Genomic DNA, 15809 nt, shown 5'->3' on the forward strand with positions numbered 1-15809 from the left:
GATTGCGACAAATATGCAACAGGATCGTTACGGCAATCCGGTTTCCAATGAAACAAATTGTCTGTGGTCACCCGACGCACGGCGGCAGGTCAGAAATAGAGTCCCAGCGTCAGCAACACTCCGGCATCGTAAAATTTGTCACGCGCCTTGTCACCCGTCATCGGAATATCGGTATCGACATATTGGACGCCCGCTACAAAGGGACCGATATTTGTGGTCGCACCGATCGACCAGTCCCAATAACGCTGCCCGGGCGCGAGCGCCGCAAGCCCGCCGTCATTACGACCCAGCGACGCCTTCAGCGTGACCGGCGTCGTCGGGATTGCCGCGGCCAGATCCACCCCCAGCCGCAGATTATCGTCGCCAAGCGCGGCCTGATCCCAGGCATAACCAAGGCTGCCGCTCGCCTCGACCGGGCCAAGCATGTAGGAAAGCCGTGCATTGGCTTCGGCATAGTCGCTCGCCCCCCGCGCCGCCGGGGCGTCGGGATGCCAATAATAGGTGAGGCCGAGGTCGAGTGCAGTGCCCGGGGCGACATCCAGCCCATAGCCGCCATAAAGATTGAGCTCGACATCGCCGAAGCCGCGCGCATCGTCGATATTCGATCCCCAGCCGCCAACATACAGCCCATTTGCATGGCTGATCGTCACATGCGGCTGCACCGCCACATCGCCGCCGCTGCGCGATAGGCCGCGAAACCGATATTCGCTTACCAGATCGACGCCGCCGGAAAGGGAAACAGGTCCGGTCGGAATGTCCTGCGCCGATGCGGAAGTCGCGGCGCAACTGGCGAGAAGAGCGGAAAGGGTAAGACGCGCGGCGGAGAAATTCATGACGGGTCCTTGGCTGGTAAAAGACAGGACGCGCGAAATCGCCGTTTCGCACGCCCGGCACAACAGGAAATCGACGAGCGCCCGCTGCGCGGCGGAGAAATGCGCTTCGCTTTGCCAAGCGCGGCAGAGACGGCTAGAGAAGGCGCAGCTTTCCCTTCTGTCGAGCCTGATATGAGCGATCACAACCCCGGCCTGCGCCCCTGGCGCGACATTGCGCGGCGCGACTGCCGCCAGATCATGGTGGGCGACGTCCCTGTCGGCGGCGGCGCGCCGATCACTGTGCAGACGATGACCAACACGCCGACGAGCGATCCGGTGGCGACGATCGACCAGATCCGCCGCTGCGAGGAGGCGGGCGCCGACCTGATCCGCGTCTCCTGCCCCGACACCGACAGCACGGCGGCGCTTGGCAAAATCGTCCGCGCCGCGCGCATCCCGATCATCGCGGACATTCATTTCCATTATAAGCGCGCCTTGGAGGCTGCCGATGCCGGCGCCGCCTGCCTGCGTATCAACCCCGGCAATATCGGCAGCAGCGAGCGCGTCGGCGAAGTCGTGCGCGCGGCCAAGGCCAATGGCTGCGCAATCCGTATCGGAGTCAACGCCGGTAGCCTCGAAAAAGACCTGCTCGAGAAATATGGCGAGCCCTGCCCCGAGGCGCTCGTTGAAAGCGCGCTCGACCATATCAAGCTCTTACAGGATCACGACTTCCACGATTATAAGGTCGCGGTAAAGGCGAGCGACGTCTTCCTCGCCGTCGCCGCCTATATGCAGCTCGCCGAAGCGGTCGACTGCCCACTTCACCTTGGCATCACCGAAGCAGGCGGACTGATCGGCGGCACCGTCAAATCGGCGCTCGGCATCGGCAATCTGCTTTGGGCCGGGATTGGCGACACCATCCGCGTCAGCCTCTCGGCCGAACCCGAAGAGGAAGTCCGCGTCGGCTATGAGATTTTGAAGGCATTGGGCCTTCGCACCCGCGGCGTGCGCGTCGTGTCCTGCCCCAGTTGCGCGCGCCAGGGTTTTGACGTCATCCGCACTGTCCAAGCCCTTGAAGAAGCGCTCAGCCACATCAAAACCCCAATGAGCCTCTCGGTCCTCGGCTGCGTCGTCAACGGTCCCGGCGAAGCGCGCGAAACCGATATCGGCATCACCGGCGGCGGCAATGGCAAGCATATGGTCTATCTCTCGGGCGTCACCGACCACCATGTCGCCGACGCCGACATGATCGCCCATGTCGTCAAGCTAGTCGAAGCCAAGGCGGCGGAAATCGACGCAGGCAACGCGGTGAGCATGGACGTCACACACGGCAAGGCGGCATAAAGAAGATATTATGATCGCAGCCAGGAATGTCCGCCGTGAGGCAGGCTGCGTTGGGGTGGGTCCGCCCCTATTTGTTATCGCCGCACAGGTTATTCTATTGGCGCGAAAACGTATGCACGCATCGGCCATTTGACACCCGCCCAGTGGCGCGACATGGCTCCACAATGACTCTTTCCATCCGCCCCGCCACGCCCGCCGATCTCCCGCTAATCGCGCAGTTCATTCGCGACCTCGCCGAATATGAAAAACTCGCGCATGAAGCACGTTTCGACGAGGCGAAGCTTAGCGAGAATCTGTTCGGCGCCCGCCCCTATGCCGAGGTCGTGATCGGTGAACTGGCTGGGGTGCCCCAGGGCTTCGCGCTCTTCTTCCACAATTTTTCGACCTTCGAGGGACGCCCCGGCATTTACCTCGAAGATCTGTTTGTTCGCCCCGCGGCGCGCGGATCGGGGCTCGGAAAGGCGCTGCTGACACATCTTGCGAAACTCTGCGTGGCGCGCGATTGCGCCCGGCTCGAATGGTCGGTGCTCGACTGGAACGAGCCGAGCATCGGCTTCTACAAAAGCCTGGGCGCGCGGATGATGGACGAATGGACGGTGATGCGCGTCGATGGCGACGCGCTCCCCGCCCTCGCCAGCTCAGCGTCCTGAGGCTGGCGTCACCAGCGGCTTGCGCCGCTCCATCGACCGCGTCGGCATATAGGCGTCCGAGAGCCGCTTCGCGTCATCAGCGGGAAGTCCCAGTTCCGCGAGCGCGACCTCGAGCGCGCGTTCGGGCGCAACCTCGACATCGGGCGCGAGGCCGTCGCCTTCCCAATCCTTGCCCGTCACGGGGTCATAGGTACGCCCGACAGGGATGAAGGCGCCGAAATCGCCGCCCAGATCCTGCCCACCGCCGAAATGATTGGCCCCGCCCGTCGCCGCGCCGATCAGCCTGGCGCGCCCCGTATGCTTCATCGACAGGGCGAAATGCTCCGCCGCCGACCGCGACGCGCCCGACGTGAGCAGATAGACTTTGGCGTCGCGCAGGCGTCCGTCTTTATTGGGTGTGACCCAATGTTCGCGCGTCACCATCGCTGGGTCACCCGGGACACGGCGCATTGTCGGGCCGTCGCCGATCAGAAAGCCCTTTGCATCGACCGAGGCGCGCAGCGCCATGGTGACGAGCCGCGTCGGCTTGTCGAACAGCCAGGGGAGCATGGCGTCCATTTGTGCAAGGCCGCCGCCATTATTGGTGCGAATATCAAAGATGACCGCCCGGGCATCCGCATGATCGGCCATGAACTTCGCGGCGCGCGCCGTGGTCGCATCATCATGCGGAAAATTGTTGAACCGGATATAGGCGATGCCCGGCGCGATCCATCCCGCCTGCTCGATCGGTTCGGGCATGGACGGCGGAGCGCCCGCGCCCTGTGGCGGCGGCGCCCCCACCCCGGCGCGCACGCGGATATGCCCGTCGGGCGAAACCGACTGCACCGTCGTTTCGAGCGCCCCGGCAAGTTCTTCGCCAGTCAGCTTCGCAAAGCGCCCTGACGCAATCCCGGCGCGCAGCGCCTCGGCATAACGTTTGCCAATGTCGGCATAGACATAATCCTCCTCGAGCATTTTCGCGTAATTTTCGGCGATTTCATTGGCAGAGACCGTTTCGGCAGCGAGAGCCGGAGCGGGAAAAATGGGTGAGGAGACGAAACTGCCGGTTGCAACGAGCAGCGCCGGGAGAAAGAAAGGCAGGCGAATCATGTGAACCTCCAAAAACATCCCCGGTCCACAGGGCGGTGTATCACATGAACAATACACATCAACTACATTTGTAGTTTGCAGATCGGCGCGATGTCGCGCGCGCCAGACTCCGCAGGAACGGGCGTTATGTCAGCACCCTCCACGCCAGTCCGGCAAATTCGCAGAGCAGCGGCCTCGTATCGCGCGGATCGATAATATCCTCGACCCCGAATTTCTCCGCCGTGCGAAAGGGCGAGCGCACACGATTCAATCGCGCGCGGATCGCCTCCAGATGGGCGGCGGGGTCCGCCGCCGCCTCCAGCTCACTCTTGTAGGCGACTTCGACCCCGCCCTCGATCGGCAGGCTGCCCCAGTCGCCCGACGGCCAGGCGAAGCGATATTGAAAGCGCTCGGCGTTCGACATCGCGCTGCCCGCAATGCCATAGGCGCGCCGCACCACGACCGACGCCAGCGGCACAGTGGCGCGGTAGATCGCATTCATCGCCTGCACGCCATAGCGGATCGTCCCCGTCCGCTCGGCCTCGCCGCCGATCATGAAGCCCGGATTGTCGACCAGATGGACGATCGGCAGGCGGAACTGGTCGGCGAGCTTGACGAAACGTTCGGCCTTCTCGCTCGTCTTCGCGTCCCACGATCCGCCAAGATAGGAAGGGTCGCTCGCGAGCACCGCGACCGGCCAGCCGTCGAGCCGGGCAAAGGCGGTGATGACCGCGCGGCCCCAGCGCGCGCCCATCTCGAAAACACTGCCCTTGTCGAACACCGCGTCGGTAATGCGCCGCATCGAATAAACTTGCTTCGCCTCGCGCGGGACGACCGACAGCAAGGCGTCGTCGCGGCGATCCACCGGATCGCTGCACGCCGTGCGCGCTGCCCGTTCGTGGATCGACGAAGGCAGGTAGGAGAGGAAACGCCGCGCCGCTGCGAACGCCTCCGCCTCGCTCGCCACCTCATCATCGACCACGCCGTTGCGGGTATGGACATCACAGCCGCCCAATTGCTCGCGGTCCAATGTGTCGCCAATCGCCGCCGCGACCGCCGGTCCCGCCGCAAACAGCTGCGACAGCCCGCGAACCATGATGCTGTAATGGCTCGCGACGACGCGCGCCGCGCCCAGCCCCGCGGTCGGCCCCAGCGCCAGCGCGACCACCGGCACCGTGTCGAGGTTTGCGATGATCTCGTCCCAGCCCGGAACATGGGGGATATAGGTATAGCCCATATCCTCGAGCGACTTGACCGACCCGCCGCCGCCCGTGCCGTCGATCATGCGGATCAGCGGCAGGCGATATTCATGCGCCATCGCCTCGCACTGGACGAATTTCCTGTGCAGCGCCGCATCGGCCGCGCCGCCCCGCACGGTGAAATCGTCGGCGCTGGCGACGACCGGCCGCCCCGCGATATTGGCGCGGCCAAAGATGAAGTTCGACGCCGCCAGATCTTCCAGTTCGCCTTCGGGCCCATAAGTGCCGCGCCCGGCAATCTTGCCGATCTCGCGAAAGCTCCCCGGATCGACGAGCGCCGCTAGCCGCGCGCGGGCATCCATCTTGCCCCGGCTGTGCTGGCGCGCGACCTTTTCCGTGCCGCCCATCTTCTCGGCCATCGCCCGCCGCGCGGCGAGTTCGTCGACTTCTTTCTTCCAGCTCATGGCGCCGAGGCTAACTGACGTTGACGGAAACGTCATCGTCTTTCCTCGGCACCGGCCCATCTTTCCGCTGCATCAGCCCGGACAAGGGCCGAACGATCGATCCATGAACGCGCGATAATGAGCAAGCGGCTCAAGGCCCATCGCGGCTCGCAACTGGTCCAGTTGTTGGGGATCATTATTTTCCAGCGGGCGCAGCGGCCTTTCCCGATGTCCGTGCTCGCAACCGGAAAACTGCGTCGCATAACGCTGAAATCCCGAAATCTTCAACATGACGCGGTCATATAAATAGGCGTAGTTCGATTTATCGACCTCGCCCTCCTTTGCGAGCGGCTCCATCAGCCGGAGCGCCCGCAATTGCAGCGCTGGGTCCTGATCGGCATGTTGCGCCAAAAGCCAAGCGGCGCGTGACGCGTGGTTTCCTGCCTCGCTGATTTTCGGCCAGCCCTTTTCCTCGATATAGCCGCGAAGAAATTCGGTGTTTTTCCGATCCTCGCGATCCACCATCAACTCTGCCAGATACTGGAAAAAGGGTTGAAGCTCCTCAGGAAGCGGAGGCGCATTTTCTACCCGGTCCCACGACATGGCACGGCGGGCATATTGCTCCCCGATCGTTGCGCGAATGAGCGCATCGGGGCCCTCTTCCATGTAGGGCCGGACGATGGCCTGATTCAGCCCGGCCCCCGCAAGCGCAAATTCCCACAAGAGCTTCGCTCTCGCAAAATGATGCGGCCATTGGGCAAAATCGGCCGGGGACGCCGGGCGGAGGCTGACGGCGGCCTTTATCTGGCCGCACAGCGCGTCACCATAGGAAGCCGAGGGCAGCGCCACGGCCTCAATGCCCAATGCGGCCAGTTGTTGGCGCATGGCCAATGTCGCGGTTTCGGAACATTGGTTGATATAGGCACGCACCGTTTCCCATTGACGGCGATCTGCAGGCGGCGCTTCGGACCAGCGACCCGCCATCCATTGGAAGTCCCCCGGATCAAACGTCCCGTCATGGATATAGGCTTGGAGGATCGTCGGCACGGCCGAGCGCTCCGCCGCAGCAAGCCCGGGCGGCCCCAAATAGCTCGCCAGCACCAGCCCGGCGGCCACGAATCGTGCGATCATCTTCATAACCGTCTTGCTATCACTGCGCCTGGAAGCGGCAACCACTGGCTGACCCCGATCCGGATTCTCGGCTACAGCCATTTCATGCGCCCCGATTCGCCTTCCCCGCTCATCCCCTTTCTGATCGCCTGTCTGGGCATTGCCACCTATTCGGCGATGGACGTGCTGATGAAGGGGCTGTCGATCGGGCTTGGCGTTTATAATGCGGTGCTCTGGCGCAATGCGGCGGGGGCGGTGATCAGCGGGCTGGTTTATTTTGCGGCGCGGCCGGTCATGCCGGCGGCGGCGACGCTTCGCATTCATGCGGTGCGCTCCTTCTTTGTTGCGGCGATGGCGCTGTGCTTTTTCTGGGCGCTGGCGCGGCTGCCGATGGCGGAGGCGATTGCGCTGGCCTTTGTCGCGCCGCTGATGGCGCTTTATATGGCGGCGGTGTTTCTGGGCGAGAAGATCGGACCGCGCTCGATCGCCGCTTCGCTCCTCGGCCTGACCGGCGTCATCGTCATCGTCACCGGCAAGCTGGGGCGTGGCGATTATGCGCCCGAGGCGCTGTGGGCGGTCGGCGCGGTGTTTCTGTCGGCGCTATTCTATGCCTATAATCTGATCCTCGCGCGGCGGCAGGCGAAGATGGCCGAGCCGCTGGAGATCGCCTTTTTCCAAAATTTGTTCGTGACGCTGATCCTCGCGCTGGGTGCGCCCTGGTTTCTGGTCATCCCCGGCATGGCGCATGGCCCGGCGATCGGCGGAGCCGCGCTGTTGGCGACGCTGTCGCTGCTGCTTTTAAGCTGGGCCTATGGCCGCGCCGAAACCCAGATTCTGGCGACGAGCGAATATACGGGCTTTTTATGGGCGATGCTGTTCGGATGGTATTTTTATGCCGAGCCGGTGACGCTGCCGACCGTTGCGGGGGCGATGCTGATCGTCGGAGCCTGTTTGATCGTGGCGCGCAAGTCGCCGCAGCTTGATCCGGTGGAACCGGCGGCGGCGTAGGGATTGTTTCGCACGAAGACACAAAGACACGAAGACGACATTTTTGCCGCGATGCGGCATTCCCTTTTTATCGATCCCTTCCAACGCAACGTCGGGGGGCAATGGCGCCTGTCGGCGCCAGCAAGGCTCTTCGTATCTTTGCGCCTTTGCGCGAACCAAAAATCACACCGCGGCGCGCGCAAGCCGGTCGTTGATCGCCGCGCCCAGCCCCTCGGCGGGAATGGCAGCGACGGCAATTTCGGCCTTCACACTGGCCGCGGCGGCGTGGAGCGCGTCGAACAAATTGGCCGCCGCTTCGGTCAGATCGCCCGCTGCGCTGAGATTATAATCGCCGGCAATCGCGCCAAAGCCGATGCCAAATTCCTCGACAGCAAAGCCCGTGGCGCTGAGCCGCACGGGCTTGCCCGGCGCATAATGGCTGGCGAGCATTCCCGGCGCGACGAGTTCGGCGCCGCTCGCGCCCGTGACCGGCAATCCGCTTGCCTCCCCCAGCATCGACGCAGTGACCGGACCGGGACGCAGGATTTGCACCGCGCCGTCCACCACCCGCGCGATGGTCGATTCGACCCCGGCGCGCGTCGCGCCATCGTCGATCACCAGCGCGATGCGGCCATCGAGGCTGGCGCGCACATGCTCGGCGCGCGTGGGGCTGACCCGGCCGCTGGCATTGGCGCTGGGCGCGGCCAGCGGTGCGCCGGTCTCCGCAAGCAGCGCCTGCATCGCGCGATGTTCGGGCACGCGCAGCGCGATCGTATCGAGCCCCGCGGTCGCAATGCTGGCCACCGGGCAATCGGGCGCGCGCGGCACCACCAGAGTGAGCGGCCCCGGCCAGAAAGCCTCTGCCAGCGCGCGCTCGACAGCACCGAATCGCCCCAGCGTCTCCGCCATTTCGGCGCTGGGCACATGAACGATCAGCGGGTTGAAATCGGGTCGCCCCTTGGCCGCATAGATGCGCGCCACCGCCTGCGAATCGCGCGCATCGGCGGCAAGGCCATAGACGGTCTCGGTCGGCACCGCGACGGGCTGGCCCGCCGCGATCAGCGCCGCTGCGCGCGCTATGGCGTTGCTGCCGTAGGGGCAGCTTTCGGTGATCATCGGCTCATTTTGACGCTCGGCCATGCCGCGCTATAGCCGCCGCCAACCGATGAATCACCAGCAAAAGCGGGGCATCCCATGACGTATAGCGCGCCGACCACCGAACAGCTTTTCGTTCTCAACCATATCGCGCGGATCGACGCGATGGCGCAGCATGAGCGTTTCGCCGCCGCCGCCCCCGATATGGTCGAAGCGATTGTGGCGGGAATCGGCGAATTTGCCGCCGATGTTTACGCGCCGCTGAACCGCGTCGGCGATGTGCAAAATCCCAAATGGGACAATGGCCGCGTCACCATGCCGCCGGGGTTCAAGGAAGCCTATCGCCAATTTGTCGAGGGCGGCTGGGGCACCATCGACGGACCAGCCGCCTATGGCGGGCAGGACCTGCCCTTCACGCTGGCGACGGTGGTGATCGAAGCGCTGGGCAGCGCCGACATGGGCTTTACCCTGTGCAACATCCTGACCCCCGGCGCGATCCACGCGCTGATGGCCTATGGCACCGAGGAGCAGCGGCAGCGCTGGCTGCCCAAGCTTGTCACCGGCGAGTGGAACGGAACGATGAACCTGACCGAGCCTGCCGCGGGCAGCGACGTCGGCGCGCTGCGTTCGACCGCCGAAAAAATCACCGAGGGCGAACATGCGGGCCTCTACAAGATCAAGGGGCAAAAGATCTTCATTACCTTCGGCGAGCATGACCTGACCGACAATATTGTCCACCTCGTCCTCGCGCGCACGCCGGGCGCGCCCGAAGGCACGCGCGGCATTTCGCTGTTCCTCGTCCCCAAATATCGGCTCGATGCCGATGGCCAGCCGGCGATTTCGAACGGCGTTCATTGCGCGTCGATCGAGCATAAGCTCGGCATCCACGCCTCCCCCACCGCCGTCATGGTCTATGGCGAGGACGAAGACTGCCTCGGCGAGATTGTCGGCGAAGAAATGGGCGGAATGCGCGCCATGTTCGTGATGATGAACAATGCGCGCCTGATGGTCGGTTGCCAGGGCGTACAGATCGCCGAACGCGCGACGCAGCAGGCGCAGCGTTATGCTGCCGAGCGCGTGCAATCGGCGCTGGCGGGAAGCGCCGACCGCACCCCCGTCACGATCGACCATCATCCCGACGTCAAGCGCATGTTGTGGCGGATGCGCGCGCAGACCGAGGCTGCGCGCGCGCTCATCTATTATGCCGCCGCGCAGACCGATTTCGGCAAGCTGGGCGATGAGGCCGCAAAGATGCGCGCCGAAATATTGATCCCGCTGGCCAAGGCACATGCAACCGACATCGGCTGCGAAGTCGCGAGCCTGGGCGTGCAGGTGCATGGCGGCATGGGCTTCATCGAGGAAACCGGCGCCGCGCAACATTATCGCGACGCGCGCATCGCGCCGATTTACGAAGGCACCAATGGCATTCAGGCCGCCGATCTGGTCGGGCGCAAGCTGGGCATGGCGGGCGGCGACATGGTCCGCGCGCTGATCGACGATATTGCCCATGGCGCGGGCGACTTTCCCGAGCTTCGCGAACTGGCCGAGGCGTGCCGCGCGGTCACCGACTGGATGGCCGGCGCCAATGCCCCCGACCGGCTGGCGGGCAGCTATCCCTATCTCACCATGCTCGCCACCGCGACCTGCGGCTGGCTGATGGCGATCCAGCACCATGCGGCCAAGGCCGGGCTGGCAGAAGACAGCGGCGACACGGCGTTTCTGGAAGCCAAAATCGCCTCGACCCGCTTTTACCTGCAGCAGATTGTGCCCGCGGCAACGGGCCTTGCCCCCTCGGCGCTCGCGGGCGACGCGGCGCTGGCGCCGCTTCCCACGCTCGGCTGAAGCGGCAGAGAGGCGGCAGCGGGAAGAGCCCCGTGTCAGCGCCGTCCGCGCAGGTCACAACAAAAGGCACCGCCCCCGCGCCGGCGGGGGCTGCTGTCGCCCTTGCGCCGCTCGGCTGTGCACACAAGGGGCGCCCCCCGCCTTTCGTGCCGCGAAAGATTTCATTCATAATTAACGCAATGATAACCATCGCATTCTAAGCACATCCGGCAATTGCTGGAGACGTGCGTGCCAAAATCTGGCCCCAATATGATCATCAGTTGGCGCGCCATCGGGGTGTCGCTGCTGCTGGCACTTGCCGTCGGGCTTTCAGACGCCTCCGAACCGATCGACCGCATGGTTGAGGCGGCAATCGGCCGATTGGCCTGGCGTCCCGTATCCGGCGACATTGCCGTAGTAGCTCTTGATGAAAAGACGCTGGAGCATTTCGAAAATGGCGATGTGTCGATGACGCAGCACGCCAAAATTGTTGAGGCGATCGACAAGGCGGGGGCCGCCCGATTGTTCATCGACTTTATTTATGACCGCCGCGAAAAAGATGCGGATTTCCCGAAGCTGACCCGTGCCGTCCGTGAGATGGGGGAACGCGTGGGACTGGCGGTGGAGGCAAAATCGACGCGGCAAGGTGCAACGCAGTTCACACGTTTTCCCACCGTTGCTTTTGGCCCGAAAGCGCAGCGCGTCCCGATCGGTTGGGAATATGAATATTGGCAGGTTTGGCGGTTGCCGGTCGCGCTGGAGATGAATGGGCAGATTTATCCGAGCATGTCCGCGGAGATTGCGCGCCGTTACATCAAGACGCCGACAACCTATGCCCTCGATTATTCCTATCGCACCGATTCCATTCCCGTCGTCAGCGCGCTGGACCTGTTGACTGGCAAAGCCGGGACCGCAGAGCTTGCGGGCAAAGATGTCATTTTTGCGGCGACCGCGCCGACCTTTCAGGACACACATTTTCTGCCCGGGCATGACCGTATTCCGGGAGCTTTCATTCATCTGATCGGCGCGGAAACGCTCAAGCGTGGCCTTCCCAGCGATATCGGCTGGTGGTTGAGCCTCGCTGCGGCCGGCATCGCCCTCGCCGTAGGGCTGTGGTATAAAAGGGGTCGCCACTTTTATCTGGCGGCCAGCGCGGCTATTCTGCTGGTGATCGGCGGAAAAATTTGGCTCGCAGCCCAGTTGGTCACTACGGTGGTGGGCCCTGCCCTCGTGCTTGTCGCCGCCATCGCCGCGAATGTAACAAGGCAGCGGCGCAAACAATCTGCGCAACGGCAAAATCCGGTTTCCGGCCTTCCCAATTTTGAGGCGCTACGCAATCAGGCTGCTTTCGGTAGCCACACTGTCATCGCGGCCAAGCTCGTCAATTTCGACGATCTGACCGCCTTTCTGCCCGGTGAGGGTAGCCAGCAATTGATCGAGCAGGTTGCGCGCCGGTTGCAACTGGCATCACAAGGCACCGCCTTGCACCATGACCCCGACGGCAGTTTTGCCTGGCTGGTCCCCTATTATCAGCATAGCCAGATTGAGAGTCAGCTGGCGGGTCTCGCCGCGCTCTTCAATGCTCCCCTGACCATCGGAGAGTTGCGCGTCGACGTGTCGATCGCCTTTGGGGTCAATGACGAATTTGAAGGGTCCAACGGCCAGCGGCTGGCCGCCGCCCTGGTCGCTGCGGAGCACGCGATACGCACCCGTGCGCTTTGGACGAAATATACCCCCCGTGGCCAGGAGGATGCCGGCTGGCAGCTGAGCTTCCATTCGGAACTGGAAGATGCCCTGATCGGAGGCGATATCTGGGTCGCTTATCAGCCGCAATATCATATCGACAGCGGTTCGCTGGTCGGCATCGAAGCGCTGGCGCGCTGGAGCCACCCAACACGCGGCCCCATTCCGCCCGATGAATTTATCGTTCAAGCGGAGAAGAGCCAGGATATCTATCGCCTGACACTGTTCGTCATGGATCAGGCTATTCGCTCCAGCGCCCAATTACGCGACGAGGGCATAGTCGCGCATATGTCGGTCAATCTCTCCGCCGCCTTGCTCGACCATGCCGACCTTGTGAGCACGATCCGGGTGATGCTGACCGCGCATCATCTTCCGCCGGAGATGCTGACAATTGAAATCACCGAAACCGCGCAGATCGAAAATAGTCGTCAGGCGCGCCAGACCCTGAGCCAATTGCGGCGCGCAGGCGTACGCCTGTCGATCGACGATTATGGCACCGGTCAGTCGAACCTTGAATATCTGACCGAAATCGAGGCGGACGAAATCAAGATCGACAAACGTTTCGTTGGCACCATGTGCGATTCGTCCCGCAATTTTGAAATCGTTAAGTCCACAATTGACCTCGCCCATCGATTGGGCGCCGTCGCCGTGGCAGAGGGCATAGAGGACCGAGCGACGATGCAGTTGCTGGGGCAGCTCAATTGCGACGTAGGCCAAGGCTATTACCTTGGAAAACCACAGAATTTTGCCGACCTTTCAAAGGCGCTGCACAATAACAGCAAAGCGCGCTCTGCCTGAACAACGCCATCAGGCCCATAGTTATGGTTAAGACTCGATTAACCTTGAGGAATATGGTAAATACCATGTTAACTGTTCGATCCGAGCAGTACCTACAGGAGGTTTGTTATGGGTTGGTTTTGGAGTTGGATGGGCGGCGGCGGCACCGGCAACGGCGGCGCGCACGCTTAATCGAGTATAGATTTTAACAGGATAGGGCCTCGGCATTTGCCGGGGCCTTTTCTTTTGGAGGCGGGCGTTGTCCGGCGATAGCGTCAATAGCGAAGCAGGGGCTCAAGCGCCCCCTCAAGTCGCCCTTCTGTCAAGCCCTCGGCAGGGATAAATATTTTCTTAAGAAAAGGCCTCGCGTTCGCGGCGCACTTTTGATTGGGAAAGCCCGCTTTCCCGCGCTTCCCCGGGTCGCAGGCACGATGAAGCGAATCAAACGGGCGACGAGCCGAGTCGGTCAAGCCCCATTTACCGTCTTGCATCGCAGCGCCGACGTGGCACTATAGGTGGTGGGTCGGCCGAAGGGGGCACCCAATAATTAGTATTTGGCCCAAAATGGCGGAATTCCGCTGTCCACGCCATGTGGATAGCGGGACACCCTCTGTTGCGTCCAAATAGTGCCCCCATGCCACCCGCAGACGTGATAGACTGGGGCTTCGTCCCGAGTCGAACAAGAGTGGAACATCGCGCCAGGCGGCGTATTGGGAAAACAGGGGCGGTCAGATGGACTTTCGGGAAACGGATCGAGTGGAGACAAGCGACGTGTCGGCGGTGGAATTGACGAAGAATGAAGCGCCAAATGAAGCGCCCGCAGCTTCCGCCCTCCCTGAAGGGGACGTGGCCGCCAAGCTGAACCAGAGCGACGAGCCGAAAATCCGCGCGCGGCGCTTTTCCATTGTCACCGACGCCAGCCGCGACGCGCTGCTGACCGATTTTGGCAAGGAAACCCTGCAGGACCGCTATCTCCTCCCCGGCGAATCCTATCAGGACTTGTTCGCGCGCGTCGCCGACGCCTATGCCGACGATGCCGAGCACGCCCAGCGCCTTTACGATTATATCTCGCGCCTGTGGTTCATGCCCGCGACCCCCGTCTTGTCGAACGGCGGCACCGGACGCGGCCTTCCCATCTCCTGCTATCTCAATTCGGTCGACGACAGCCTCGAAGGCATCGTCAACACCTGGAATGAAAATGTCTGGCTGGCGAGCCGCGGCGGCGGCATCGGCACCTATTGGGGCGCGGTGCGCGGCATTGGCGAACCGGTCGGCCTCAATGGCAAGACCAGCGGGATCATCCCCTTTGTCCGCGTGATGGACTCGCTCACCCTCGCAATCAGCCAGGGCTCGCTGCGCCGCGGCTCGGCGGCCTGCTATCTCGACGTCTCGCACCCCGAGATTGAAGAGTTTCTGGAGGTTCGCAAACCCTCGGGCGATTTCAACCGCAAGGCGCTGAACCTGCACCATGGCGTGCTGATCACCGATGAATTTATGGAAGCGGTGCGCGACGGCCGCGAATTTGACCTGCGCAGCCCGCGCGACGGCAGCGTCCGCAACACGGTTGATGCGCGCAGCCTGTTCCAGAAGCTGGTCGAAACGCGCCTTGCGACGGGCGAGCCCTATATCATCTTCATCGACCAGGTGAACCGGATGATGCCCAAGCATCACCGCGAGCTGGGGCTCAAGGTCACGACGTCGAACCTGTGCAGCGAGATCACGCTGCCGACGGGCCGCGACCATCTGGGTAATGACCGCACCGCGGTCTGCTGCCTCTCGTCGCTCAACCTCGAAACCTGGGACGAGTGGAACGGCGACAAGCGCTTCATCGAAGATGTGATGCGCATGCTCGACAATGTCCTTCAGGATTATATCGACCGCGCCCCGCCCGAAATGGCGCGCGCCAAATATTCGGCGAGCCGCGAGCGCTCGGTCGGCCTCGGCGTGATGGGCTTCCACAGCTTCCTCCAGGCGCGCGGCCTTCCGTTCGAGGGCGCGATGGCGAAATCGTCGAACCTGCGCATCTTCAAGCATATCCGCAGCCAGGTCGACGCCGCGTCGATGCTGCTCGCCAAAGAGCGCGGCCCCTGCCCCGACGCCGCCGATCAGGGCGTGATGGAGCGCTTTTCGTGCAAGATGGCGATCGCGCCGACCGCGTCGATCAGCATCATCTGCGGCGGCACCAGCGCGTGCATCGAGCCGATCCCCGCGAACATCTACACGCACAAGACGCTGTCGGGCAGCTTTGTGGTCAAGAACCCGCATCTCGAGGCGCTGCTCGTCGACAAGGCGAAGAACAGCGACAATGTGTGGAACACGATCCTCGAAAAGGGGGGCAGCGTCCAGCACCTCGACTTCCTGACGCAGGACGAGAAGGACTGCTTCAAGACGAGCTTCGAGATCGACCAGCGCTGGCTGCTCGAACTCGCCGCCGACCGCACGCCCTATATCGACCAGGCCGCGTCGCTGAACCTCTTCATCCCGGCGGATGTCGAGAAATGGGACCTGCTCATGCTCCACTACCGCGCGTGGGAGCTTGGCATCAAATCGCTCTATTATCTCCGCTCGAAATCGGTGCAGCGCGCCGGCTTCGCGGGCGGGGTCGAGGCTGACAACACCCCCGAAGCCGCCAAGTTCGAACTCGCGGCGGGGACGACCGACTATGACGAGTGCCTGGCCTGCCAGTGAACCCCTTCCCCTTCCCCGTCACCCCGGACTTGATCCGGGGTCCATGCGGGGAAGCGTACCCCATCGACCGAT

11 protein-coding genes are annotated in these 15809 nt (G+C 63.1%); 6 read left to right on the plus strand and 5 right to left on the minus strand.

Features of this window, described 5'->3' with window-relative positions; genetic code table 11:
• Window positions 1–89 precede the first annotated feature (89 nt).
• Window positions 90–833 (minus strand): TorF family putative porin, encoded by a 744-nt coding sequence (locus JV18_RS0108745; protein ID WP_033074201.1) that lies wholly within the window; start codon window positions 831–833, stop codon window positions 90–92.
• A gap of 171 nt (window positions 834–1004) precedes the next feature.
• Here JV18_RS0108745 and ispG point away from each other — a divergent pair, with 171 nt between their 5' ends.
• A complete protein-coding gene (gene ispG / locus JV18_RS0108750) occupies window positions 1005–2156 on the plus strand; it encodes a flavodoxin-dependent (E)-4-hydroxy-3-methylbut-2-enyl-diphosphate synthase (protein WP_033074202.1) in 1152 nt (383 codons plus the stop codon).
• A gap of 164 nt (window positions 2157–2320) precedes the next feature.
• Window positions 2321–2806 (plus strand): GNAT family N-acetyltransferase, encoded by a 486-nt coding sequence (locus JV18_RS0108755; protein WP_033074203.1) that lies wholly within the window; start codon window positions 2321–2323, stop codon window positions 2804–2806.
• On the opposite strand, the gene JV18_RS14675 is transcribed toward JV18_RS0108755, so the two are convergent.
• The 3 genes from JV18_RS14675 to JV18_RS14680 form a co-directional block, all read right to left on the minus strand.
• On the minus strand, window positions 2795–3895 hold the full coding sequence (locus tag JV18_RS14675) for a S41 family peptidase (RefSeq protein WP_160174187.1): 1101 nt from the start codon (window positions 3893–3895) through the stop codon (window positions 2795–2797). The genes JV18_RS0108755 and JV18_RS14675 overlap by 12 nt on opposite strands.
• Before the next feature lie 124 nt (window positions 3896–4019).
• Window positions 4020–5537, minus strand: a complete 1518-nt coding sequence (locus JV18_RS0108765) for an acyl-CoA carboxylase subunit beta (protein WP_033074204.1) — start codon at window positions 5535–5537, stop codon at window positions 4020–4022.
• Window positions 5538–5609: 72 nt separating this feature from the next.
• Window positions 5610–6647 (minus strand): DUF6624 domain-containing protein, encoded by a 1038-nt coding sequence (locus JV18_RS14680; protein WP_144243907.1) that lies wholly within the window; start codon window positions 6645–6647, stop codon window positions 5610–5612.
• 84 nt (window positions 6648–6731) lie between these two features.
• Between JV18_RS14680 and JV18_RS0108775 the strand changes: the two genes are divergently transcribed.
• Window positions 6732–7634, plus strand: a complete 903-nt coding sequence (locus JV18_RS0108775; RefSeq protein ID WP_033074205.1) for a DMT family transporter — start codon at window positions 6732–6734, stop codon at window positions 7632–7634.
• A 162-nt stretch (window positions 7635–7796) separates the two neighbouring features.
• Here the strand turns inward: JV18_RS0108775 and JV18_RS0108780 are convergent, their stop codons facing one another.
• A complete protein-coding gene (locus tag JV18_RS0108780; RefSeq protein ID WP_033074206.1) occupies window positions 7797–8753 on the minus strand; it encodes an L-threonylcarbamoyladenylate synthase in 957 nt (318 codons plus the stop codon).
• Window positions 8754–8807: 54 nt separating this feature from the next.
• Here JV18_RS0108780 and JV18_RS0108785 point away from each other — a divergent pair, with 54 nt between their 5' ends.
• From JV18_RS0108785 to JV18_RS0108795, 3 genes are all read left to right on the plus strand, one after another.
• Window positions 8808–10550, plus strand: a complete 1743-nt coding sequence (locus JV18_RS0108785; protein WP_033074207.1) for an acyl-CoA dehydrogenase — start codon at window positions 8808–8810, stop codon at window positions 10548–10550.
• Window positions 10551–10799: 249 nt separating this feature from the next.
• On the plus strand, window positions 10800–13070 hold the full coding sequence (locus tag JV18_RS0108790) for an EAL domain-containing protein (protein ID WP_033074208.1): 2271 nt from the start codon (window positions 10800–10802) through the stop codon (window positions 13068–13070).
• A 711-nt stretch (window positions 13071–13781) separates the two neighbouring features.
• On the plus strand, window positions 13782–15737 hold the full coding sequence (locus JV18_RS0108795; RefSeq protein WP_033074209.1) for a ribonucleoside-diphosphate reductase subunit alpha: 1956 nt from the start codon (window positions 13782–13784) through the stop codon (window positions 15735–15737).
• Window positions 15738–15809 lie beyond the last annotated feature (72 nt).

It is taken from the genome of Sphingopyxis sp. MWB1, from assembly GCF_000763945.1.
Taxonomy (GTDB): Bacteria; Pseudomonadota; Alphaproteobacteria; order Sphingomonadales; family Sphingomonadaceae; genus Sphingopyxis.

Bases quoted from the DNA above. Each gene is read 5' to 3' on its own strand.
- JV18_RS0108745 (WP_033074201.1), bottom strand. From the start codon at position 833: ATGAATTTCTCCGCCGCGCGTCTTACCCTTTCCGCTCTTCTCGCCAGT.
- ispG (WP_033074202.1), top strand. From the start codon at position 1,005: ATGAGCGATCACAACCCCGGCCTGCGCCCCTGGCGCGACATTGCGCGG.
- JV18_RS0108755 (WP_033074203.1), top strand. From the start codon at position 2,321: ATGACTCTTTCCATCCGCCCCGCCACGCCCGCCGATCTCCCGCTAATC.
- JV18_RS14675 (WP_160174187.1), bottom strand. From the start codon at position 3,895: ATGATTCGCCTGCCTTTCTTTCTCCCGGCGCTGCTCGTTGCAACCGGC.
- JV18_RS0108765 (WP_033074204.1), bottom strand. From the start codon at position 5,537: ATGAGCTGGAAGAAAGAAGTCGACGAACTCGCCGCGCGGCGGGCGATG.
- JV18_RS14680 (WP_144243907.1), bottom strand. From the start codon at position 6,647: ATGATCGCACGATTCGTGGCCGCCGGGCTGGTGCTGGCGAGCTATTTG.
- JV18_RS0108775 (WP_033074205.1), top strand. From the start codon at position 6,732: ATGCGCCCCGATTCGCCTTCCCCGCTCATCCCCTTTCTGATCGCCTGT.
- JV18_RS0108780 (WP_033074206.1), bottom strand. From the start codon at position 8,753: ATGGCCGAGCGTCAAAATGAGCCGATGATCACCGAAAGCTGCCCCTAC.
- JV18_RS0108785 (WP_033074207.1), top strand. From the start codon at position 8,808: ATGACGTATAGCGCGCCGACCACCGAACAGCTTTTCGTTCTCAACCAT.
- JV18_RS0108790 (WP_033074208.1), top strand. From the start codon at position 10,800: ATGATCATCAGTTGGCGCGCCATCGGGGTGTCGCTGCTGCTGGCACTT.
- JV18_RS0108795 (WP_033074209.1), top strand. From the start codon at position 13,782: ATGGACTTTCGGGAAACGGATCGAGTGGAGACAAGCGACGTGTCGGCG.